This window comes from Tsukamurella paurometabola DSM 20162 (assembly GCF_000092225.1).
Taxonomy (GTDB): Bacteria; Actinomycetota; Actinomycetes; order Mycobacteriales; family Mycobacteriaceae; genus Tsukamurella; species Tsukamurella paurometabola.
On the sequence record NC_014158.1, the window covers coordinates 834,280 to 854,710 of the forward strand.

The 20,431-nt window shown below is 69.1% G+C and carries 20 protein-coding genes and 1 pseudogene; 13 read left to right on the top strand and 8 right to left on the bottom strand.

All coding sequences use genetic code 11. The features are described 5' to 3' along the window. Position 1: 1 nt before the first annotated feature. A complete protein-coding gene (gene moaA / locus TPAU_RS04070; RefSeq protein ID WP_013125500.1) occupies positions 2-1,030 on the bottom strand; it encodes a GTP 3',8-cyclase MoaA in 1,029 nt (342 codons plus the stop codon). A 9-nt stretch (positions 1,031-1,039) separates the two neighbouring features. Beyond that, positions 1,040-1,255 carry a hypothetical protein gene (locus TPAU_RS04075; RefSeq protein WP_013125501.1) on the bottom strand — a complete coding sequence of 72 codons (216 nt, stop codon included), beginning with the start codon at positions 1,253-1,255 and terminating at the stop codon, positions 1,040-1,042. A gap of 76 nt (positions 1,256-1,331) precedes the next feature. Between TPAU_RS04075 and TPAU_RS23690 the strand changes: the two genes are divergently transcribed. Then, positions 1,332-1,751: a cold-shock protein gene (locus TPAU_RS23690; RefSeq protein WP_013125502.1), complete on the top strand. Its 420-nt coding sequence runs from the start codon at positions 1,332-1,334 to the stop codon at positions 1,749-1,751. Here TPAU_RS23690 and TPAU_RS04085 read toward each other — a convergent pair whose 3' ends face one another. From TPAU_RS04085 to TPAU_RS04095, 3 genes are read right to left on the bottom strand one after another with little or no spacing between them, the layout of a single operon-like run. Beyond that, entirely contained in the window at positions 1,752-1,964 is a 213-nt protein-coding gene (locus TPAU_RS04085; RefSeq protein WP_013125503.1) for a hypothetical protein, read from the bottom strand. A gap of 2 nt (positions 1,965-1,966) precedes the next feature. Beyond that, positions 1,967-2,500, bottom strand: coding sequence for a DUF2771 domain-containing protein (locus tag TPAU_RS04090; RefSeq protein WP_013125504.1), 534 nt, complete (start codon positions 2,498-2,500; stop codon positions 1,967-1,969). After that, positions 2,501-4,183, bottom strand: a complete 1,683-nt coding sequence (locus TPAU_RS04095) for an MFS transporter (protein ID WP_013125505.1) — start codon at positions 4,181-4,183, stop codon at positions 2,501-2,503. It lies immediately after the preceding gene. A gap of 83 nt (positions 4,184-4,266) precedes the next feature. Between TPAU_RS04095 and TPAU_RS04100 the strand changes: the two genes are divergently transcribed. Genes TPAU_RS04100 through TPAU_RS04110 form a run of 3 tightly spaced genes read left to right on the top strand, consistent with a single transcriptional unit; the run spans position 4,267 to position 8,136 of the window. Continuing rightward, positions 4,267-4,995 (top strand): DUF3027 domain-containing protein, encoded by a 729-nt coding sequence (locus TPAU_RS04100; protein ID WP_013125506.1) that lies wholly within the window; start codon positions 4,267-4,269, stop codon positions 4,993-4,995. 1 nt (position 4,996) lies between these two features. Next, on the top strand, positions 4,997-7,540 hold the full coding sequence (locus TPAU_RS04105) for a sacsin N-terminal ATP-binding-like domain-containing protein (protein WP_013125507.1): 2,544 nt from the start codon (positions 4,997-4,999) through the stop codon (positions 7,538-7,540). Continuing rightward, on the top strand, positions 7,537-8,136 hold the full coding sequence (locus TPAU_RS04110; RefSeq protein ID WP_013125508.1) for a phosphatase PAP2 family protein: 600 nt from the start codon (positions 7,537-7,539) through the stop codon (positions 8,134-8,136). The genes TPAU_RS04105 and TPAU_RS04110 overlap by 4 nt, the downstream gene beginning before the upstream one ends. Here the strand turns inward: TPAU_RS04110 and TPAU_RS04115 are convergent. After that, positions 8,075-8,344, bottom strand: coding sequence for a DUF2530 domain-containing protein (locus TPAU_RS04115; protein ID WP_013125509.1), 270 nt, complete (start codon positions 8,342-8,344; stop codon positions 8,075-8,077). The two genes, TPAU_RS04110 and TPAU_RS04115, sit on opposite strands and share 62 nt — an antisense overlap. A 42-nt stretch (positions 8,345-8,386) precedes the next feature. On the opposite strand from TPAU_RS04115, the gene TPAU_RS04120 reads away from it, so the two are divergent. Further along, a complete protein-coding gene (locus tag TPAU_RS04120; RefSeq protein ID WP_013125510.1) occupies positions 8,387-8,842 on the top strand; it encodes a MarR family winged helix-turn-helix transcriptional regulator in 456 nt (151 codons plus the stop codon). Positions 8,843-8,990: 148 nt separating this feature from the next. Here the strand turns inward: TPAU_RS04120 and TPAU_RS04125 are convergent, their stop codons facing one another. Continuing rightward, positions 8,991-10,142 carry a GNAT family N-acetyltransferase gene (locus TPAU_RS04125; protein ID WP_013125511.1) on the bottom strand — a complete coding sequence of 384 codons (1,152 nt, stop codon included), beginning with the start codon at positions 10,140-10,142 and terminating at the stop codon, positions 8,991-8,993. A gap of 30 nt (positions 10,143-10,172) precedes the next feature. Here TPAU_RS04125 and TPAU_RS04130 point away from each other — a divergent pair, with 30 nt between their 5' ends. Both TPAU_RS04130 and TPAU_RS04135 read left to right on the top strand, forming a co-directional pair. Further along, positions 10,173-10,973 carry a TrmH family RNA methyltransferase gene (locus TPAU_RS04130; RefSeq protein WP_013125512.1) on the top strand — a complete coding sequence of 267 codons (801 nt, stop codon included), beginning with the start codon at positions 10,173-10,175 and terminating at the stop codon, positions 10,971-10,973. A gap of 4 nt (positions 10,974-10,977) precedes the next feature. Then, entirely contained in the window at positions 10,978-11,253 is a 276-nt protein-coding gene (locus TPAU_RS04135) for a DUF2537 domain-containing protein (RefSeq protein ID WP_013125513.1), read from the top strand. A gap of 13 nt (positions 11,254-11,266) precedes the next feature. On the opposite strand, the gene TPAU_RS04140 is transcribed toward TPAU_RS04135, so the two are convergent. After that, complete coding sequence (locus tag TPAU_RS04140) at positions 11,267-12,655, bottom strand: aminotransferase-like domain-containing protein (protein WP_013125514.1); 1,389 nt, start codon at positions 12,653-12,655, stop codon at positions 11,267-11,269. 121 nt (positions 12,656-12,776) lie between these two features. Here TPAU_RS04140 and TPAU_RS04145 point away from each other — a divergent pair, with 121 nt between their 5' ends. The 6 genes and pseudogenes from TPAU_RS04145 (at position 12,777) to TPAU_RS04170 (ending at position 20,394) form a co-directional block, all read left to right on the top strand. Further along, positions 12,777-13,625, top strand: a complete 849-nt coding sequence (locus TPAU_RS04145; protein WP_013125515.1) for a nitrilase-related carbon-nitrogen hydrolase — start codon at positions 12,777-12,779, stop codon at positions 13,623-13,625. 10 nt (positions 13,626-13,635) lie between these two features. Next, the gene (hydA, locus tag TPAU_RS04150) at positions 13,636-15,057 is read left to right on the top strand and encodes a dihydropyrimidinase (protein ID WP_013125516.1); all 1,422 of its coding nucleotides are present in this window, start codon (positions 13,636-13,638) and stop codon (positions 15,055-15,057) included. Between the two features lie 9 nt (positions 15,058-15,066). After that, positions 15,067-16,089: pseudogene (locus TPAU_RS04155) on the top strand (TIGR03842 family LLM class F420-dependent oxidoreductase). Position 16,090: 1 nt separating this feature from the next. After that, positions 16,091-17,413: an aspartate aminotransferase family protein gene (locus tag TPAU_RS04160; RefSeq protein WP_013125517.1), complete on the top strand. Its 1,323-nt coding sequence runs from the start codon at positions 16,091-16,093 to the stop codon at positions 17,411-17,413. Then, positions 17,410-18,906: a CoA-acylating methylmalonate-semialdehyde dehydrogenase gene (locus tag TPAU_RS04165; protein WP_013125518.1), complete on the top strand. Its 1,497-nt coding sequence runs from the start codon at positions 17,410-17,412 to the stop codon at positions 18,904-18,906. The genes TPAU_RS04160 and TPAU_RS04165 overlap by 4 nt, the downstream gene beginning before the upstream one ends. Before the next feature lie 21 nt (positions 18,907-18,927). After that, on the top strand, positions 18,928-20,394 hold the full coding sequence (locus TPAU_RS04170; RefSeq protein ID WP_013125519.1) for an NCS1 family nucleobase:cation symporter-1: 1,467 nt from the start codon (positions 18,928-18,930) through the stop codon (positions 20,392-20,394). Positions 20,395-20,431: the final 37 nt, after the last annotated feature.

Consider the following 20,431-nt stretch of genomic DNA (forward strand, 5'->3'; position numbering starts at 1 on the left):
CTCAGCCGCCGATCGCACTCATCGGGCGGGGCGGTTGCAGGAAGGCCGGGTCGTCGATGCCGTGACCGGCCTGCTTGCCCAGCATCGCCGTCCGCCAGGCATCGGCGATCTCGGCGTCCGAGCCGCCACCGCGCAGCAGTGGCCGCAGGTCGGTCTCCTCGGTCGCGAACAGGCAGGTACGGATCTGGCCGTCGGCCGTCAATCGGACCCGGTCGCAGTCGCCGCAGAACGGCCGCGTGACGGAGGCGATGACCCCCACGGTCGACGGTCCGCCGTCCACCAGATAGCGCTCGGCGGGTGCGCTGCCGCGGGGCGCGCCGTCGGGAGTGAGCTCGAACTCCCGGCCCAGCTCGGTCAGGACGTCGCCCGCGGTGATCATCGACGAGCGCTGCCAGGTGTGTCCCGCATCGAGCGGCATCTGTTCGATGATCCGCAATTCGTAACCGGCCTCGAGACACAACCGCAGCAGTGGCCGGGCGTCGGCGATCCGTCCGGGGCCGAGCACCGCGTTCACCTTCACCGGGGTGAGCCCGGCATCGGCGGCGGCGCGCAGGCCGGCGAGGGCGTCATCGAGTCGATCGCGCCGGGTGACCTGTGCGTACGTATCGCGATCGACGGTGTCGAGCGAGACGTTCACCCGGTCCAGACCCGCCGCCGCCAGTCGCTCCGCGTGCCGGGTGAGCGAGAGGCCGTTGGTGGTGATCGACAGTTCCGGCCGGGGCTCCAGCGCGGCGGCATGCGCCACGATGGCCGCGAGGTCGGCGCGCAGCAGCGGCTCGCCGCCGGTGAACCGGATCTCGGTGATCCCCAGATCGCGCACCGCGATGCCGATCAGCCGCTGCACTTCATCGGTGCCGAGCACATGCGACGAGGCCAGCCATTGCAGGCCCTCGGCGGGCATGCAGTAGGTGCAGCGCAGATTGCATCGGTCGGTGAGCGAGACCCGCAGGTCCCGCGCGATGCGGCCATAGCGGTCGACCAGATTCCCGGTGGAGGTGCTGCCGGTCGGGACGGAGGTGGGAGAAGCCATACCGGGGCCTCAGTCGTCCTTGTCCCCGGCGATGTTGCCGAGCACGACACCCACGACGCCGGCGATGAAACCGACCGGTGCCAGTGGTGTGAGTGCGTACACCCAGGTCGGGGCGGTCACGCCGTGGTCGAGCAGCGGAGTGAGGAACAACGCGGCCAGCGCGATCAGCCCGATCCCGAACAGGATCGCCGCCACCGTCACCACAACCGATTCCCACTTGCCCACACAGCTAGACTAGAACAGTTGCGCCTCGTCATCGCGGGGCGCGTTTGTTGTTCAGTACGCAGGAGCAGGTGACAAGGTGCCTACCGGCAAGGTCAAGTGGTACGACGCGGAAAAGGGCTTCGGCTTCCTATCGCAGGAGGGCGGCGAGGACGTATACGTCCGATCGTCCGCGCTGCCGAGCGGGACCGATGAGCTCAAGCAGGGCCAGCGCGTCGAGTTCAGCATGGCCGCGGGCCGGCGAGGCCCGCAGGCGCTGACCGTGACGGTGCTCGAGCCCGCCCCGAGCGTGGCGCGCGGCGGCGCGGCTCAACGCACCCGCCGGCCGGCCGCGAACCGGCGCCCGGCGGACGAATTGCACGGCATGATCGAGGACATGATCCAACTGTTGGACGGCAGCGTTCAGCAGGAGCTGCGCAAGGGGCGCTATCCCGACCGCAAGGCCTCGGAGCAGATCGCCAAGGTGCTCCGCGAGATCGCCCGCGAGCTCGACTCCTAGCTACTCGTCACGCCGCCGCACGTTCGCCCGGTCGGGCGACGGCGGTGGCGGGTCGTTGAATTGCCGGGCCGGATTGTTCGGGTCATCGAAGGACTGGAATCCGCCCCGCCACAGGCCCTTCTTCTGCCGGTATTTCACCACGATCACGGCGACGATCGGCACCAGGAACAATAGCGATGCCGCGGCGATGGTGACCCATTCGGCCTCGTCCATTGCTACTGCTTCTGGTTGGCGACCAGGCCGTCGGGCAGCGTGTCGATACCCCACACCGCCTGCGCGACCAGATTGCCGAACGCATCCTGCACCGGCGACGGTACGCGGATCTCGACGGCGCCCAGGATCAGTTGGTCCGTGGACTTGAGGACCAGCGTGGCCTCGGTCGGCTTGACGTGGGTGCGGGTCTCCAGCGAGGCCTTGCCCGTGGTGGTGTCGAACCGCTGGATGGTCACGTCCCAGGGGCGGTCGGTGATGTAGTCGGGCAGGGAGATCACGATGGCCTTGCCGGGCTCGACCGCGAGCCGCGTGGGCCGCGCCGGGGTGTCGCAGGACGGCGGATTCGCCTCGGCATCGCAGTACTGCAGGGGCGCGACCTTGAGCAATGTGCCTTCGGACGCTGCACTCAGCGCCGGCCGAGGCGCGGGCTCCTGGTTCTTGGTGACAGCGGCGTTGATGGTGAAAGCGAACAGCACCGCCACCGCGACGAGGAACACCGCGCCGCCGATCACCAGGTTCCGGCTGGGCTTGATCATCTAGTCCCCGTTCATCGTGGGTGGGATGTGTTCCGGCCGCTTCCCGCCGAGGCCCGGGATCAGGGACCCGCCTCGATAGGTGAGCACCGTTTGGACGGTGCCCGCCACCATGATGGCCGCTACAGTCGCAAAGCCTATCCACAGAGTAGGCGGTAGCAACACGCCGAGTGCCGCACCGCCGACCCATCCGAGCTGGAGCGCCGTCTCCGAACGGCCGAAGGCCGAGGCGCGCGACTCGTCGGGCAGGTCGTCCTGGATGGAAGCGTCGAGCGAGACCTTGCCGATCGCGGAGGCGCCCGAGGCGAGGAACGTGATGGCGGTGATGACCACGAGGTTCGACAGCGCCGCCGCGAAGATCGCGCCGACGGTCGCCGCGATGGTGGCCTGCACGACGATGCGCGCGGGCCGCGGCAACTGCATCCGGGCACCGATGCCGTTGCCGATGAAGTTGCCCACGCCGGCCGCGGCACCGACCGCGCCGACCATGGCCAGCGCGGTGAAGGCCTCGGTACCGGACGCCTGCTGCGCCTTGGAGTAGAACGCGATGTAGAGGGTGAGGAAGCCGGTGAGCACACGGATCGTGGTGTTGCCCCAGATACCGGTGACCACGTTGCGGCCGAGCGGCACCCGCAGATTCTTGAACGCGGCGCCCAGGCTCGCGCGGCCGCCGGTGTCCTCGCGATCGATCGCGCCCGTGTACGTCATCGTGGTGGGCACCTCGCCCGCGGTGCTCTCCACCCACTTCGGAATCCGCATGCACATCACCGCGCCCGCCACGGCGAACACCATGAGCACCAGGATCGCGCCGGGCATGTGCAGCGAGCGGCCCAGGCCGAACTCGGCGGCGGCGGCGATCGCGCCACCCACACCGGAACCCACGACCAACCCGAACAGGGTGAGCCGCGAGTTCACCCGGGCCAGATCGATCTGGGGTGGTAGCACGCGGGGGGTGACCGCGGATTTGAGTACCGAGAAGGATTTACTCATCACCATCATCCCGAGCGCGCACGGGTAGAGCACCCACGGATCGAAGTTCACCGTGTTCGCGATCGAGTCGTAGGTGCAGTTGGTGATGAGCAGCACGGCGAGCCCCACCCGGATGCCGAAGCTGGCCGCGAGCGCCACTCGGCGGCCGTGCTGGATCCGGTCCAGCAGCGGCCCCATGAAGGGGGCGATCACCGCGAAGGGGGCGATGTTCACCAGGAGGTACAGCGCCACCTTCGACTTGGACTCGGCCTGGGCCGCGGCGAAGAACAGGGTGTTCGCGAGCGCGACCATGAGCGCGGCGTCGACGGCGTTGTTGAGGATCACCGGATAGGTCAGCGCGGTGAGGCCGGACTTGTCGGCACCGTCGGCCTTGGTGACCCGGTGCCACTTCTTGATGCCGGCCTCGGTGATCTCGCGGCTGCGCATCGCGGCCACCCGAGTCACCGTGATCTTGCGCGGCACGCGCCGCTGCTCCTCCTCGGCGGCGCGGCGCTCGCTGGGCGTCGGGGTCTCGTCGAGGGGCGGTAGGTGATGGTTGGTGCGGTACTGCGGCCGGGCCGGGCCGGTCTCGGCGTTCTCGTGCGCCGCGTCGCCCGACGGTGCGCCCACCCGGGCACGGGGAACCGGCCCCGGACGCCTCCGGGGCTCGTCGGGGGGATAGTGCTGCTGCCCCGGATGACCGCTCACTCCACCCATTGTTCCGTATGCCGCCGACACGCGCCGGTGCCCCCGTCCGCCCCTGTTGCCGACCGGGGCTTCGGATACGGCACACTTTGGGCGTGACTTCCGCATTGCAGTCCGGCGCCGCGGTCGACCTCGCGCGCGCCGCGCTGGAGGCCGACGAGGGTGCAGCCGTGGGCGCGCACGTCGCGACCGTCGTCGAGGACGAGTTCGCCGTGGCCCACTATTTCGAGGCCGATCTCCCCGCCTACCGGGGCTGGCAGTGGTGCGCCGTGCTGGCCGCCACCCCCGGCGGCGAGCCGACCGTCTCCGAGACCGCCTTGCTGCCGGGACCGGACTCGCTCACCGCGCCCGAATGGGTGCCGTGGGATCAGCGCGTCCGCGCCGGTGATCTGCATCCGGGAGATGTGCTCCCGCCGCGGGAGGACGATCCGCGGATCGAGCCCGGCTATCTGCTCTCCGGAGATCCCGAGGCCGATGCGGTGGCCGGTGAGATCGGCGTGAACCTCGAGCGCGTGATGAGCCGCGTGGGCCGGGTCGACGCCGCGGAACGCTGGGCGCTGGGACCGTACGGCCCTGATTCCGAGATGGCCCGCTCCACGCGGTACCACTGCGGTGACTGTGCGTTCTACCTGCCGCTGGCCGGTGCGCTGCGGGCGTCCTTCGGAGTCTGTGGCAACGAGTTCTCCGCCGATGGCCACGTGGTGCACGCGCACTACGGATGCGGCGCGCACTCGAGCGTCCCGGCCCCGTCGGGCCAGGGCAGCCCCGCCTACGAGCCGTACGACGACGGTGCGGTCGAGAAGGTGCCCGCCGAGCGGGCCTAGCGTGCCCTCCGTTCGTCCCGCCGATCGCTTCGGCACCGCCGAACTGCGGGCCGCGACACTGGCCGCCTGGCGTGATTCGCCCACCCGTGCCGCCGAGGACCTCGCGACCGAACGCGATCTGGTGACCGTCGGGTATCGCGATCGGGTAGCAGTCGAGCTGGCGCAGAACGCCGCCGATGCGGCGACCGCGGCATCGGCGCCCGGGGAGTTGTCCGTGTGGGCTGCCGCCGACGGTGTGCACGTCGCCAATACCGGTGCCCCGCTGTCGGCTGCCGGCGTTCGGTCGCTGGCCGCGCTGCGGGTCTCGCCCAAGTCCGACGGTGCGGCGGTCGGTCGGTTCGGGGTGGGATTCGCGGCCGTGCTCACGGTGACCGATCACGTGCAGATCCGCTCTGCCGGCGGCGGTATCGAATTCTCCGCGGCCCGCTCCGCGGCCGATGCCGGCCGCGACGAGGTGGCGGCGTTGCGCCTGCCCTATCCGTGCGAGGAGCCCCCGGCGGATGGATTCGACACGGAGGTGGTGCTCTTCGGTGCGGGTGGCGAGCTGGTGGCGGAGTTCGCCGCCGAGGCATCGGATCTGCTGCTGGATCTGCCGGCGCTGACCACCATCACGGTGGCGGGGGAGCGCTTCACCGCCCCCGATCTGCCCACCGGCAGGGGCCCGCACGCCCGCTGGGTGCGGGGCGCCGACGAGACCCGGCTGCATTCGCCGACCCGCACCGACGAGCCGCTGACCCTGCCCGTGCGGGTGATCGCCGATCTGCCCACCACGGTGGACCGGCGCCGGCTGCACCCGGACGCCGATATCGCGCGGGCGGCGCAGGGGTATGCCGAATTCGTGGCGGCGCAGCCGGATCCGATGGGCCTGCTGCCCCCACGCCGTCCGCCCGCCGGGCCGGTCGATGCCGCCCTCCGCGCGGCCGTCGAGGCCGAGTTGCGGGTGCGCCCGTGGCTACCCGGCGGGGTGCGGCCCGACCGCGCTGCGGTGCTGCCCGGTCTCACCGACGAGCTGTTCGAGGTGCTGCGCGACGCTCTGCCCCTGGTGGGGCCGGAGCTGTCGTCGGCGCCCGATGCCGCGCGGCTCGCGTCGCTCGGGGTGCGGGAACTGACCGCCGCCGATGTCGCGGATGCGTTGCCCCGTGATCGCGACCCCGCCTGGTACGCACAGGTGTACACGGCGCTCGAGGATGCCCGGCTCCCGGTCGACGAGCTCGGCGCACTGCCGGTGCCGCTGGCCGACGGCCGCGTGGTGACCGGTGCTCGCGGCGCGGTGATCGCGGCCGATCGCCGCGACGCCGAGGCCCTCGCCGCCGTTACCTGGGCGAGGGTGGTGCACCCCGCTGCGGCACACCCCTTGCTCGACCGGATCGGCGCGCGGCGCGGCACCGCGGCCGAGTTGCTCGCCGATCCCGCGCTGCGCGCCGAGGTGGACCGGATCGACTGGGCGGTAGGGGCGACCGACGACGATCTCGCGCTCACCGAGGCGGTGCTCGCCTGCGCCGGCGAGGGGATCGCGGACGGTCCGGCATGGCTGGGCGTGCTCCCGGTGCCGGACACCGACGGCGAACTGGCCCCGGCCGACGAACTGCTCGCGGCCGATGCGCCGCTGCGTGCCGTGCTCGGCGACGACCATCCCTACGGCACGGTCGATCCCGGTTTCGCGGCGCGGTACTCGGCCACCGCGCTGCGTGCGATCGGTGTGGGATGGAGCTTCGGCGTGCTGCGCGAGGAATACCCGCAGGGCCCCGATCCCTCGCTGGACGGTGCCGAGCAGTGGTGGGACCAGTTGCCCGCCGAACCGAGGGAACTGATCGCCGTCCGCGATCTGGACCTGGTGGAGCACTGGGAGCCTGCACTGGCGTTGCTCGCGGAGCTGCCGGGGGTGCTCGATGATCCGGCCGGTTACACCGCCTGGTGGCTGCACGGCCACACCGCGCTGGGCCGGCTGCGCTCACCCGACGACGAGACGTTCGCCGGCCTGCTCGATCCGTGCACGCACCCGGACGCCGGACGCCTGCGCGCCGCGCTGTTCACCGGCGTCCGTTCCGATGCGGACGCCCAGACCCTCGCCGACGCCATGGCCGATCCGTCCCGCTCTCCCGTGCCGGGTGTGGTCGCGGCGGCGCACCGCGGCATCGCCGGATGGCACGTGGCCGCGCTCCCGGAACGAGTGCGCACGGTGGACGGCGCCCTGGTGCCGGCACGGGACGCGGCGGTGCTCGACCGGCCGCAGTTCCGGTTCCTGGGCGTTCCCATGGTTTTCGGTGGCATCGAGCAGGCGGCCGATCTCGCCGAGTCGCTCGACCTGCCGTTGGCGAGCGAGCGGTACCGGGCGGAGGTCGTCGGCCGCGGGGAACGGTTCGTCCGCGGTATGCACCCCGGTGCCACCCTCGCGCAGCTGCTCGGTGAGCTCCCGGAGGCGCCGGAAATCGAAGTGCACGAACAACTGACCGTCCGGACGGATTCCGCCGAGTACGCCGTTCCGTATTGGATCGACGCGGCCGGCGTGTTGCACATCGCCGCCATTCGGACGGGGGATCGATGACCGACCAGTGGCCGAACCCGGTCGACTCCGGCGTGCTCGATGCCGTCGTCGCGATCCGCACCGACGGCCTCACCGCCGCGGTGCGGGTGGTGACGACGTTCGGAAACACGGTGTCGCTGATCGCAATCGCAACCATCGGTGTGCTCGTGTTGCTGCGACTGCGTCGCTACGCCTGGGCGGCCTACTGTGGCGCGACTTCGCTCGCGGGTTGGGGAGTGATGTTCGTCACGAAACTGGCCTTCGGCAGGGAGCGGCCGGCCATCCCGCCGCGGCTCATCGAGATCGACTCGCTGAGCTTCCCGTCGGGGCATGCGCTGAACTCGATGGTGGTACTGGGGTGCCTCGCGGTGGCCGCCACCGCGCTCACCGGACGGCGGTGGCCGCTGCTCGTCGCCGGGGCGGGTTCGGTGGCCATCGGCCTGAGCCGGGTGTATCTCGCAGCGCACTGGTTCACCGACGTGCTCGCCGGCTGGTTCATCGGTGCCGCCCTGGTGGCGGCGGGTTTGCTGGTCGCGCAGCGGATGGCGCCGGAGATCAGGTCAGGCCGCGCTGTGCGCCGCGGTCCCCGCGCAGCGCCGCCCGCCGCTGGGCCGTGAGCACGGCCGCGCCGAGCAGGCCCACGCCCACTCCGCAGGCGCAGACGATCCACGCCGCGCCGAAGGTGTCGCGAGCGATCAGCGTGATCACCAGAGAAATGGCGAAGAGTACCGTTCCGGCGATCACAACGGGTTGCGGTTCGGTGAGGGATCGCGGAAGTTCGGGGGCGCTGACGGCTTCTTCCGCGGAACCGGACGTGCCGTCCATGACATTCTCCTCGGGGTTCATGCGCACAAAACATTCTGTCGGATGTACTCTAGCGCCGTGACTGATAATGACGACCGTCTCGCCGGTGATCTGTCTCTTGCCACCGTGCGATTCGCGCGCCATCTGCGTGGGCGGCGGCGTGACTCCCTGGTTTCGCTGACGCAACTCTCCGCATTGAACGCGCTCGCGAACGACGGGCCGCTGACTCCGGGGCAGCTCGCCGCCCGTGAACGGGTGCAGCCGCCGTCGATGACGCGGGTGATCGCTTCCCTGGCCGACCTCGGCCTCGTCCGGCGTGCGCCGCACCCGACGGACGGCCGCCAGGTGATCGTCAGCCTCTCGGAAGAGGGTGAACAGGTGATCACTGGCGAGGCGCGCGCCCGCGAGGCCTGGCTGCGGGGCAAACTCGACGAGCTCACCCCCGCCGAGCGGGAGACCTTGGACGGGGCTGTCAGCATTCTTAACCGCCTGATCGCAGGCGAGGAGTCCCAGGCCTGATTAACCCGCCGGGTCAATGAATGCGGCACAGTGTGAATTCGTGGGATGAAAACGTTCGCACGGTAAAGACAATCCTTGTGCAGTAATTGGTACGCACCAGTTATTGGTACGTACCAATAAGGCAACTGGCATTGATATCTCTTACGCGTCAGAAACTCGTACCGAGTTCCGGCTGCCGTTCAGTACGGAACACCGACAGTGCGCGGAAGTCGCCGTCGATCCGGCCCGCCGCGGCCATCGTGCTCGGCGCCGTGGCGCCCAGGTACAGCCCGGCCAGCGTGGCCCCTGAGAGCCGCGCCACGGGCTCGGCATCCGAGGGTGAGCACCGGGCGACCCCGTCCGCGATCCGCAGCCGGTACCCGGCGCCGTCCACGGCGAGCACCAGATCGCCGTCCCGGTCGTAGGTGCGTGCTTCGAGCGCGGCGGGTAGGTCGATGAACTTGAGCCACAGCTCGTCTTTGCGCGCGGTGGTCTTCACAGAGCGCGAGTCCACCAGCATCTCGCGGAGCGGATGATCCGCCGGGAGATCGGCGGTCACGTGGTCGAAGATGTCCAGGCCCAGCACCGTCTGCCACAGGTCGGCAGCCGCGGCGTCGGTGAGCGCCTTCACATCGCGCAGTTCCGCACGGTCCTTCTCGTCTACCCGGTACGTCACGAAGCCGTCCGGGTGCACCAGGTAACGCCGCGCGGAACCGCCCCATCGTGCCCACTCGGGATCGGCGTGGAACAGCTCCCAGAACTGTTCCGCCGATACGGATCCCGGGGTGGTGGCGTGCCAGCGCCGGTACAGGTCCTCGATCCGGGCCTTGGCCGCACCGGCTTCCAGGGCCCGCGTCCGGGTGGGCCCGGGCGCCGGCGCTCGCAGTCGCGCTGTGCGCCGGTCGATCGTCACCTCGTCGACGAAACTCGCGGTGCCGTAGCCGAATCGCTCGTAGATGGTGCCCTCGCTGGCGGTGAGGATCGCCACTGCGGCGCCCTCGGCCGCGTACCGCTCGTGCAGTTCGTCGAGCATCATCCGCAATACGCCGAGCCGGCGGTGGCTGGGCGCGACCGATACCCAGGTGACCCCCGGTGCCGCGAGCTGTGCGCCGCCGGGCACCGTCAGGGTCAGGGCGAACGAACCGGCGACACCGGCCAGCGCACCGTCCTCGGTGTCCCGCGCCACTACGAACCGGTCCAGGTCGAGTGTGCGGCGGAGGATGTCCGCGGCCTCGGCCTCGAAGGGCGAGCCGAACGAGCGGACATCATGGGCGAACATCTCGGGCCAGTCGGCCTCGGTCGCGGTACGGATCTCGATCACGTGGATCGATACTAGGCTGGAGACGTGGCGGTGCAACCGAATTATCCCATTGCAGATCCGAATGATGAGCGGCTCAACGACTTCCGAGATTTGTCGACCGCCGACAAGCGGCCCGATACCACCCGCGGAGTCGTGCTCGCCGAAGGAGTCCCGGTGGTCGAGCGCATGCTCGCCTCCCGGTTCGCGCCGCACGCGATCATGGGCACCGCACCCAAACTCGACCGGCTCGCGGGCCAGGCGCCGGCGGTGCCGCGTTACGCGGTGACCGCCGACCTCATGGCGGAGGTCGTCGGTTTCCACCTCAACCGCGGCGTCCTCGCCGCCGCCGAGCGCCCCGCGCCGCTCGATCCGGCACGCCTGTTGGACGAGGCGCGCATCGTGGTGGTGCTGGAGGGCGTCAACGATCACGAGAACCTGGGATCGATCTTCCGAAACTGCGCCGCGCTCGGCGCCGATGCGGTGCTGTTCGGTCCTCGATGCTCGGATCCGCTGTACCGCAGGGCCGTCCGGGTGTCCATGGGCCACGTCCTGCTGGTGCCCTTCGCGCATCTGCCCGCTGCCGGCTGGCCGGGTGACGGGCTGGCCCTGCTCGCCGAGCGCGGATTCCGCACCGTCGCACTCACCCCGTCGGGTGAGTCGACCGTGGCGCAGGCGCTGGCCGGGCGACCCGAGCGGGTGGCGCTCGTGGTGGGCGCCGAAGGACCCGGTCTGAGCGCCGAGATGCTGGCCGCCGCCGATGTCCGGGCCGCGATCCCGATGCACCGCGGTACCGACTCGCTCAACGTTGCGACTGCGACGGCCGTCGCCCTGTACGAATGCATGTCACAGTGAAGGTGTGCGCTTCACGGTCTGGTACACCGGCGCCGCGGTAGCGGTGCTCGTCGCCCTGCTGGGCGGTCCGGTGCTGTCCGCGCTTTTCCTGGCGGTGATGCTGGTCAACGTGTGGCTGGGCGTCGCGCTGCTCGCCCTCGGCACCGCGGGTGCCGCGCCCGTGCTGTATCTGTACCGCCGCACCCCCGTCGCGCGGTGGTTCTGCGCCGGGGGTCTGCTCGCCGTCCTGGTCGTGTGGATCGCGGCGGGTGCGGCGATCGCGAACGGCGTCGTCGGTTAGACCGGACCGGGACTCACAGGCCGCGCAGCGCGTAGAACTCGTCGCGTTTGAACGGGGCCGCGGCGGTGGCCACGGCACGCCCGACATCGTCGAACTCGGTGTCGAGCGGTGCGATCGTGACCCGGATATGGTCCGTCTCCGGCGTTCCCACCACGAACGGGGTTCCGGGAGCCACCCGGATGCCTTCCGCCGCCAGGTGGATCAGGGCGCGCCGTTCGTCGTCGACGGGGATCCACAGGTTCAGGCCCTCGGCCGTCGCCACGCCGGCGTCGATCCCCCCGAGTGCGGGGAGCAGCGCGTCCCGACGCCGGCGGTACTGTTCGCGGGCCCGGGCGACCGTGCGCTCCGCGGTGGCGTCGGAGAGCAGGTCGTACAGCAGGCGCTGCAGGATCCGCGGGGTCCAGCCGGGGCCGAGTGAGCGCCGCGTCACCACGCGGTTGATCACCTCGGCCGGACCGGACATGGCGGCGATTCGCAGATCCGGTCCGTGCGATTTGGAGAAGCTGCGAATGTGCAGCACCCGATCGGGGATCCAGCGCCCCAGGCTGAGGTCCGGCGCAGTGACCACCGAGCCGGAGTGGTCGTCCTCGATCACCATGCACTGGGAGTTGCCGCGGAGCAGGCGCACGAGTTCCTTCGCGCGGTCCGGCGACATCGATCGCCCGGTGGGATTGTGCGCACGGGGCTGAATGATCGCGGCGGACGGTCCCTGGGCGAGGGCGCGCGCGAACGCGTCGGGCCGGACGCCCTCGTCGTCGAGTTCGACGGGGAGGGCCTCGAGGCCGTTGATCTCCACGAGGTCGAGGAATTGCGGGAAGGTGGGGTTCTCCACGATCACCCGGTCGCCGTAGCGCGTGGTGGCATCGAGCGCGCGCACCACCGCATCGAGCGCACCGTCGACGATGGTGAGGGCTTCCGAGGTGGTCGGCCAGGTGGCGCTCAGGAGCGCCCCGAGTTCGGGCACCACCGGATGCTCGTGATAGTTCGTGGTTTCGCCCCGGCGAGCCACGGCGGCCAGCGAGTGTGCGATCTCCGGGAGCAACTGCGGATCGGGTGCACCGAGGGACAGATCCCATCGCACATCGCCGTGCCGGCCCGCCATGGCACCCGTCCTCGATGATGGGGCCGGACGCCGGGCGGCTCCGTCAGCGACGAAAGTGCCACTGCGGCCTCGTGATACGACGAGGCCCGACCGTGCCAGTGCCTGCCACCCGTGGCTGATCGTCGCCGGTGAGACGCCCAGCTCCCGGGCGAGGGTGCGCACCGTCGGGAGCCGGTCGCCCGGCAGTAGTTCGCCGGTGTTGATCATCCGCGCGATCGCGCCGGCGATCCCGGCGGGCGAGGGGTCGTCGATGTGGATGGCCGGCGTGGGACGCGGGGGGTCGGCCGGAGATTTATCCATCTCGCCTCCTTCGGCGCGGCGGTGCGGCACACTCCGTAACATACTCTCGCGCAACTGAAATATTCGGGAAATGTTTACCCAGGAGAGTATCAGAAGTAGTCGAGACGGATCGGAGAAGACGATGACGGTGATCAGGGCAGCCATCACGCAGGCCACGTGGACCGGCGACGAAGCGTCGATGGTGGACAAGCACGAAGCGCTGGCGCGGCAGGCTGCGGCGGACGGCGCGCAGATCGTGTGCTTCCAGGAGCTGTTCCACGGCCCCTACTTCGGCATCGTCGAGGACGCGAAGTACTACGAGTACGCCCAGCAGGTGCCGGGCCCGCTGACCGAGCGGTTCGGCGCCCTCGCCAAGGAGCTGGGTGTGGTGATCGTGCTCCCCGTGTACGAGGAGGAGATGCCCGGCCTGTACTACAACACCGCCGCGGTCCTCGATGCCGACGGCAGCTACCTGGGCAAGTACCGCAAGCACCACATTCCGAACCTCGACCGGTTCTGGGAGAAGTTCTACTTCCGCCCCGGCAACCTCGGCTACCCGGTGTTCGACACCGCGGTCGGCAAGGTCGGCGTGTACATCTGCTACGACCGGCACTTCCCGGAGGGCTGGCGCGAACTCGGCCTCGGCGGTGCGGAACTGGTGTTCAATCCGTCTGCGACCAAGCCCGGACTATCGAATCGGCTATGGGAGTTGGAGCAGCCGGCCGCCGCGGCGGCCAACCAGTACTTCGTGGCCGCCAATAACCGGATCGGCACGGAGAGTGACGAGTTCGGCGATCTCGCGGTCACCTTCTACGGCAGTTCCTACTTCGTCGACCCCCGCGGCAACCTGGTCGGCGATGCGGGTTCGACCGATACGGAGGAGATCGTGATCCGCGACCTCGATCTCGGCTTGGTCCGTCAGGTCCGCAACGATTGGCAGTTCTATCGGGACCGCCGCCCGGACTCCTACACCGCGATCCCGGCGCGCTAGGGCGGCCGCCATGACGACGACCTTCATCACCGGTGGCACCGTGGTCTCGGCCACCGGCCGTGGCGCGGCGGACATCCTGGTCGACGGGGAGCGTATCGTCGCGCTGCTCGAACCCGGCACCACGGTCCTGGGCAGCGACCTCGCGACCACGGTGGACACCGTGATCGACGCGACCGGCAAGTACGTCATACCCGGCGGGATCGACGCGCACACGCACATGTCGATGCCCTTCGGCGGCACCAACGCCTCCGACACCTTCGAGACCGGCACGCGCGCGGCCGCCTGGGGCGGCACCACCACGATCATCGACTTCGCTGTGCAGAAGTTCGGTGAGCGCCTGGAGGATTCGCTGGCCACCTGGCATGAGATGGCCGGCGGCGAATGCGCCGTCGACTACGGATTCCATCAGATCGTCGGCGATGTGAACGCGGCCTCGCTGTCGGCGATCCGCGGTCTGCAGGACGAGGGCATCACCAGCTTCAAGCTGTTCATGGCGTATCCGGGTGTCTTCTACAGCGACGACGCGCAGATCCTTCGGGCCATGCAGGTCTCCGCCGATACCGGCCTGCTCACCATGATGCATGCCGAGAACGGCCCGGCGATCGATGTGCTGGTCGAACAACTACTGGCGCAGGGCAAGACCGATCCCTACTACCACGGCATCGCCCGGGCGTGGCAGCTCGAGGAGGAGGCCACGCACCGCGCGATCATGCTCGCCCAACTCACCGGCGCGCCGTTGTACGTGGTCCACGTCTCGGCGAAGCAGGCGGTGGCGCAACTCGCCGCCGCCCGCGACCAGGGGCAGAACGTGTACGGCGAGACCTGCCCTCAATACCTGTACCTCTCGCTCGAGGATCAGCTCGGCGCACCGGGGTTCGAAGGCGCGAAGTGGGTGTGCTCCACGCCGTTGCGGTCCAAGCACGAGCACCATCAGGATGAGGTCTGGCAGGCCCTGCGCACCAACGACCTGCAGATGGTGTCCACCGATCACTGCCCGTTCTGCATGAAGGGGCAGAAGGACATGGGGATCGGAGACTTCTCCAAGATCCCCAACGGCATCGGTTCGGTCGAGCACCGGATGGACTTGATGTACCAGGGCGTGGTCTCGGGGAAGATCAGCCTGGAACGCTGGGTGGAGATCACCTCGACCACACCGGCGCGGATGTTCGGAATGTACGGCCGCAAGGGCGTTCTCGCTCCTGGGGCCGACGCCGACATCGTGATCTACGATCCGAACGGCCACACGTCGATCGGACTCGAGAAGACCCACCACATGAACCTCGACTACTCGGCCTGGGAGGGCTTCGAGATCGACGGCCACGTCGACACCGTGCTCTCCCGCGGCAAGGTGATCGTCGATGACCACCAGTACCTCGGGCGCAAAGGCGACGGCCGATTCGTCCGCCGCGCACTGAGCCAGTACCTCATTTAGGAGCTGACCATGGATTTCGGTGTCGTCCTCCAGTGCCATCCCCCCGCCGCCCGCACGATCGCGCTGACCAAACTGGCGGAATCGCACGGTTTCAATCACGTCTGGACGTTCGACTCGCACCTGCTCTGGCAGGAGCCCTACGTGCTGTACGCGCAGATGCTGGCCGAGACCCGGCGGGTGACGGTGGGCCCGATGGTCACCAATCCGGCGACTCGCGACTGGACGGTGACGGCGTCGCTGTACGCGACGCTCAACGAGATGTACGGCAACCGGACCGTCTGCGGTATCGGCCGTGGCGATTCCGCCGTGCGGGTGACGAATGGGAAACCGACCACTCTCGCTACCCTCCGCGAGTCCATCCACGTGATCCGCGAACTCGCCAACTCCCGGCCGGTGCAGTACCGCGGGTCCACGCTCCAATTCCCCTGGAGCACCGGCTCCGAACTGTAGATGTGGGTGGCGGCGTACGGCCCGAAGGCACTCGCGCTCACCGGCGAGGTAGCCGACGGCTTCATCCTGCAACTGGCGGACCTGGACATCGCCGCGTGGATGATCGACACCGTCAAATCGGCGGCCTCCGATGCCGGCCGCGATCCCGATGCGGTGAAGATCTGTGTGGCCGCGCCCATGTACGTCGGCGATGACCTGGCCCACCAGCGCGACCAATGCCGGTGGTTCGGCGGCATGGTCGGCAATCACGTCGCCGACATCGTGGCGCGGTACGGCACCACCGGTGCGGTGCCCGCAGCGCTCACCGACTACATAGCCCAGCGCAGTGGTTACGACTACAACCAGCATGGCCAGGCCGGGAACACGCACGCCGACTTCGTCTCCGACGAGGTGATCGACCGGTTCTGCCTCCTCGGATCCGTGGCCGACCACCTGACCAAGATCGAGGCGCTGGGCAAGCTGGGTGTGCACCAGTTCGCCGGCTATCTGCAGCACGACGACAAGGAGGAGACGATGCGTCAGTACGGCGAGAACATCATTCCGACCGTCAATCGCACGATCACCGCGAAGCGGGACGCCTGATATGGCCGCCGTGGACACCGCGGATCTCGATCGCCGCGCGTACCAACTCGATCGCGACTTCGTCTTCCACTCCTGGTCCGCGCAGGCGGCACTGACGCCGATGGTGATCGCGGGTGGGCAGGGGAGCCGGGTGTGGGATCACGCAGGCCGCAGCTATCTCGACTTCTCCAGCCAACTGGTCGACGTCAATCTCGGACATCAACATCCGAAGATGGTGCGCGCGATAGCCGATCAGGCGGCTCAGCTGTGTACGGTCGGACCGTCGACGGCGAATCTGGCGCGCGGCGAGGCGGCGCGCCGGATCGTCGATCTCGCTCCCGAGGGCCTGACGAAGGTGTTCTTCACCAACGGCGGCGCCGACGCGATCGAGAACGCGATCCGCATGGCGCGCTTGCATACCGGTCGCAGCAAAGTGCTCAGCGCCTATCGCTCGTATCACGGCAACACGGGCGCCGCAGTGGTCGCCACCGGGGACTGGCGGCGACTGCCGAACGAATACGCCACCGGCCACGCGCACTTCCACGGTCCCTACCTGTACCGCTCCGAGTTCTGGGCGCAGGCCCCGGAGCAGGAATGCGATCGGGCACTGGCACACCTGGAACGCACCGTCGCCGTCGAGGGCCCGGACAGCGTGGCCGCGATCCTGCTGGAGTCCGTCCCCGGCACCGCCGGTGTGCTCGTTCCGCCACCCGGCTACCTGGCCGGCGTTCGCGAGATCGCCGATCGGCACTCGATCGTGCTCATCCTCGACGAGGTCATGGCCGGCTTCGGCCGGACCGGTGCGTGGTTCGCGCACACCCGTCACGGCGTGCGGCCCGATCTGATCACCTTCGCCAAGGGCGTCAACTCCGGCTACGTGCCCGTGGGTGGCGTCGTCATCGGGGAAACGATCGCGAAGACTTTCGACGACCGCGTCTTCCCGGGCGGACTCACCTACAGCGGTCATCCCCTGGCCTGCGCGTCCATCGTGGCAGCACTCGACACCATGGCCGAGGAAGGCGTGGTCGACAACGCCGCACGAATCGGGCGCGATGTGCTCGGGCCCGCCCTGCGCGCGCTGGCCGCCGACTCCTCGCTGATCGGTGAGGTGCGCGGAGAAGGCGTCTTCTGGGCGCTGGAGTTGGTCGAAGATCGTGCTACCCGGGTACCGCTGTCCGCCGACCGGATGGCCCGGATCAAAGCCGACCTGATCGCAGCTGGGTTGCTTCCGATGGTGGCGGACAACCGGATCCACGTGGTGCCACCGTGCACCGTTACCGATGACGAGGTCGCCGAGGCGATCGCGATCTACCGCTCCGTCCTGACTCAGGGAGAACAACGATGACCGTCAGCACACTCGATCACCTCGTCGCCGGACGCCCGTGGGCCGGTACCTCCACCCGCACCTCGCCGGTCTACGACCCGGCACTGGGCACGGTCAGCACCGAGGTTCGCCTCGCCTCGGCCGCCGATGTCGATGCCGTGGTGGCGCAGGCGCAGGCGGCCCAGGCCGATTGGGGTGAGGCGTCGGTCGCCCGCCGGATGGACGTGCTGTTCCGGTTCCGCGAACTGCTCACCACCCGGCGCGACGAACTCGCTCAGATCCTCACCGCCGAGCACGGGAAGGTGCTCGCCGACGCCGCGGGCGAGATCGCCCGTGGCATCGAGGTGGTCGATTTCGCCCTCACCATGCCGCACCTGAACAAGGGCGAGTTCACGCAGAACGCCTCCACCGGCGTCGACGTGTACTCGGTGCGCGAACCCGTGGGCGTGGTCGGCATCATCAGCCCGTTCAACTTCCCGGCCATGGTTCCGTTGTGGTTCTTCCCGCTCGCCATCGCAGCCGGGAATGCGGTGGTGCTCAAGCCCAGTGAGAAGGATCCGTCGGCCTCGAACTGGCTGGCGGCACTCCTGGACGAGGCGGGCCTGCCCCCCGGTGTGATGAACGTGGTCCACGGAGACAAGGAGGCCGTCGACGCACTGCTCGTGCACCCCGGGATCGCGGCGATCTCCTTCGTCGGCTCCACGCCGATCGCGCAGTACGTCTACCAGCAGGCGACCGCCGCCGGTAAGCGCGTGCAGGCCCTCGGCGGCGCGAAGAACCACATGCTGGTGCTCCCGGACGCCGACCTCGACCTCGCCGCCGACGCCGCGGTGAACGCCGGATTCGGCAGCGCGGGCGAGCGTTGCATGGCGGTGTCCGCACTGCTGGTGGTCGATTCGGTGGCCGATGAACTGGTCGAACGTATCCGCACCCGGATGGCCGCTTTGCGCACCGGCGACGGCCGGCGCGGCTGCGATATGGGGCCACTGATCACGGCCGCGCACCGGGACCGGGTGTCGGGGTACATCGATATCGCGGCGGCGGACGGTGCTACCGTCGTCGTCGACGGACGCACCGGCGAATTCGACGGTGCCGCTGATGGATTCTGGCTCGGTCCCACCCTGCTCGATCGGGTCCCGCTCGATTCCGCAGCCTACCGGGACGAGATCTTCGGGCCCGTGCTGTCGGTGATCCGGGTGCCGGGATACGCCGAGGCGATCGACATCATCAACGCCTCGCCCTACGGTAACGGCACCGCGATCTTCACCAACGACGGAGGCGCCGCACGGCGCTTCCAGCGGCAAGTCCAGGTGGGCATGATCGGGATCAACGTGCCGATCCCGGTTCCCGTCGCCTACTACAGCTTCGGCGGTTGGAAGGCCTCCATGTTCGGCGATGCGAAGGCGTACGGCGCCGCCGGGTACGCCTTCTTCACTCGCGAGAAGGCCGTGACCTCGAGGTGGCTCGATCCCAGCCACGGCGGCATCAACCTCGGTTTCCCACAGAACGACTGAACGAGACGACAGGGGCCCCACATGTCCGAACCGGTAACCGCACAGACTGATTCGACGCTGATCAATGCCGACCTGGCCCCCACGACCAAGGAGAACGCCACCTGGAAATCGTGGGACCTGTTCTGCCTGTGGATGACATCGGCGCACAGCCTCGGCAGCTACGGCTTCGCCGTCGGCATGCTGGCACTGGGCCTGACCGGCTGGCAGACGGTGCTCGCCCTGTTCGTGGGTGTGCTGATGCTCTGGGGCGGATCGAACCTGATCGGGGTGGCCGGGCAGAAGGTGGGGGTGCCGTTCCCGGTATTCGCCCGGGCCACCTTCGGGATCTTCGGTGCCAACATTCCCGCGCTGCTGCGCGGACTGGTCGCCGTGTTCTGGTACGGCATCCAGACCTACCTGGCGGCGCTCGCGGTGATCGCGCTGATCGTCCGGATCTGGCCCTCCACCGAGGCGTGGACGCACGGCGGCTTCCTCGGACAGAGTCCCCTCGGATGGGCCGTCTTCATGAGCCTGTGGGTGGTGCAGCTGATGATCCTGTCCTACGGAATGGACATCGTCCGCCGGGTCTCGGACTTCGCCGGGCCGGTGGTCTGGATCGGGATGTTCGCGCTGGCCCTGTGGATGCTCGATAAGGCCGATTGGAGCATCGACTGGAACGCGCGGGCCGGCTCGCCGCTGTCCGGGCCGAGCACCGTGGCGGCCTTCGTCGCCGTCGCCTTCCTGATGGTGGCGTTCATGGCGGGGCCGCTGGTGAACTACGCCGACTTCGCCCGGTTGTCCCCGTCCACGCGGGCCATCAAGCGGGGCAACGCCCTCGGCATTCCGCTCAACGAGACCGCCTTCGTGTTGATCTCCCTGGTGATCTCGCTCTGCTCGCTGAAGGTCTTCGGTGACAGCTCGAAGGACCCGGTGTCGCTGGTGTCGGAGATCGACTCCGACGTGATCGTGGTGATCGCCGCGCTGCTCTTCGCGATCGCGACGGTCGGTATCAACGTGGTGCTCAACTTCGTCTCGCCCTCCTACGACATCAGCAACGTCGCGCCCAAGTACATCTCCTTCCGCATGGGAGGCATCATCACCGCGGTCCTCTCGATCGTGGTGCTGCCCTGGAAGGTCTGGGGGAGCGAGGCTGCAGTGGTGTACTTCCTCGGCGGGGTCGGTGCGCTGATGGGACCGGTCTTCGGCATCCTGGTCGTCGACTACTACCTCATCCGCAGGCAGGGCACCCGCATCGCGGACCTGTACTCGACCCGGCCCGACGGCACGTACTACTTCGTGCGCGGCGTCAATCCCGCGGCCGTCGCCGCTCTCGCGATCTCCGGCGTCGTGGCGGTGGTGATCGCCCTGGTACCCGACTCGCAGTACGTGACGGCCCTGAGCTGGCCGATCGGTGCGACCCTCGGCGCGGTGCTGGTGTTGGTACTCACCCCGGTTCTCGGCCGCGGTTCCCGGGCGCCGAGCCCCGAGGCGGTTGCGGCCGAGCGCTGACGCGGCCGGCGGAAACTTAGGACTACTATCTTCAAGT